3 protein-coding genes are annotated in these 1,560 nt (G+C 69.6%); 1 reads left to right on the top strand and 2 read right to left on the bottom strand.

Going from position 1 to position 1,560, the window contains the following annotated elements:
* Positions 1 to 27 precede the first annotated feature (27 nt).
* Together AC1D01_RS34075 and AC1D01_RS34080 are read right to left on the bottom strand one after the other, a co-directional pair.
* Positions 28 to 477, bottom strand: coding sequence for a PTS sugar transporter subunit IIA (locus tag AC1D01_RS34075; RefSeq protein WP_477873884.1), 450 nt, complete (start codon positions 475 to 477; stop codon positions 28 to 30).
* A 145-nt stretch (positions 478 to 622) separates the two neighbouring features.
* The gene (locus AC1D01_RS34080) at positions 623 to 1,108 is read right to left on the bottom strand and encodes a hypothetical protein (protein WP_477873885.1); all 486 of its coding nucleotides are present in this window, start codon (positions 1,106 to 1,108) and stop codon (positions 623 to 625) included.
* Between the two features lie 81 nt (positions 1,109 to 1,189).
* Here AC1D01_RS34080 and AC1D01_RS34085 point away from each other — a divergent pair.
* Positions 1,190 to 1,560 (top strand): CoA transferase (locus tag AC1D01_RS34085; RefSeq protein ID WP_477873886.1); only part of this gene is annotated, 371 nt, incomplete at its 3' end.

The raw sequence follows: 1,560 nt of genomic DNA on the forward strand, positions 1-1,560 counted from the left end.
GCCGAGGCACGTGCATGCAGGCCGAGCTTATTGCTGATGGTGATGCTGGTTTTGGTCATTTCCGCCTGGTTTGAAGGCCTGGTTCTGCGGACGCGCGGAGGCCACTTGCATCACGCCTTGCGTGGCACCCGCCATCGCACGTGCCACCATCGCGTCGAGGGATTCGTCGGCATAGCAGAGAGAGCGCCACAGCATCGGCACGTTGACGCCGGCGATGACCTTGACGTGCAGGCCGTCGGCCAGGCGCTGCGCCACGTTGCAGGGCGTGGCGCCGAACACGTCGGCGAAGATCAGCGCGTCGGGGTTGCTCACGCGGCGCAGCATCTCGCGCGCCTGCTGCTCGACCTCCTCGACCGGCATGCCGGGCAGCACATCGAGCGCCTCGACCAACCGGGCACAGTCCGGGAAGGTGTGCTGCGCCACCGCTTTCAGCGATGACGCCAGCGGCGCGTGGGCAATGATGAGAAGACCGGGCATGGTTTTCGATTATCGGCAGTTCGAGCTGCCGACTTGGTGGCTGCGGCTTGTGGCGTGGCCCCGACTCGCCACAAAAACCACACATGTGCACCAAACCGGCATGTGACTACAACGCCGGCGGGCCGTCCGGCGCTGACACGCAGCGTCACACGGCGAGCTTCAGCCCGTCGAAAAACGTGTCGACGGCCGACGCGTCCACGCGCGCGCCGAGCACCGTCGCCTGGTAAATCACGGTGCCCTTGACGAAAAACAGCAGCTCCTGGCGCACCTGCGTGCCGTCCGGGAAGCGCCCGTCGACCCGGACGCGCTGCGCCAGCGGATTCGGCGTCATGCCGGACACCGCGGCGGGCGCTGCAACGACAGGGACTCCGCCCAGGTTGCCGGCGGCGGCCGCCCGCAGCGCATCGAGCGTCGCGGCGACGCGCGATGGATCCTGCACATCGGTGACGCTGAGCGCGAAGGTCGCACCGGCCGCCTGGCAGGACTGCAGGTTCATCGTCAGCGGGGTGCCGGCCAGGGCCACCACCCGCACGTCCTGCGCAGGCCGGCACGGGAACAACGCAAGCACGCCGGCGCCGACGGGGCGGACCTCGCGCCAGTCGAGCGACGGCGTGCAGGCTGCCAAGGCCACGCACGCGACGATGCAAAGTCGGGAAACTCGGGAAGGCGGCATCGGTCCATTATCCCGACCCGCGGCGCCACAATCGCCCGCATGAGCACTCTCCCCTCCCCGCCGCAGCCGCTGTCGGGCGTCCGCATCCTCGACCTGTCGCGGGTGCTGGCCGGCCCCTGGTGCACCCAGACGCTCGCCGACCTCGGCGCCGACGTGATCAAGGTCGAACGCCCGATGCGCAACGGCAGCGGCGGCGACGACACCCGCGGCTGGGGCCCGCCCTTCCTGAAGGCCCGCGACGGTGAGGACACCGCCGAGGCGGCCTACTACCTCGGCACCAACCGCAACAAGCGTTCGATCACGGTCGACATCGCGCGGCCGGAGGGCCAGGCCCTGATCCGCCGGCTGGCGGCGCGGTGCGACGTCTTCATCGAGAACTTCAAGGTCGGCGACATGGCCCGCTACGGGCC

Source organism: Rhizobacter sp. P3_B12 (assembly GCF_056402895.1).

What these genes read in the sequence shown, in the direction of transcription:
- AC1D01_RS34075 (WP_477873884.1), bottom strand. Translation starts at nt 477, where the DNA reads ATGCCCGGTCTTCTCATCATTGCCCACGCGCCGCTGGCGTCATCGCTG.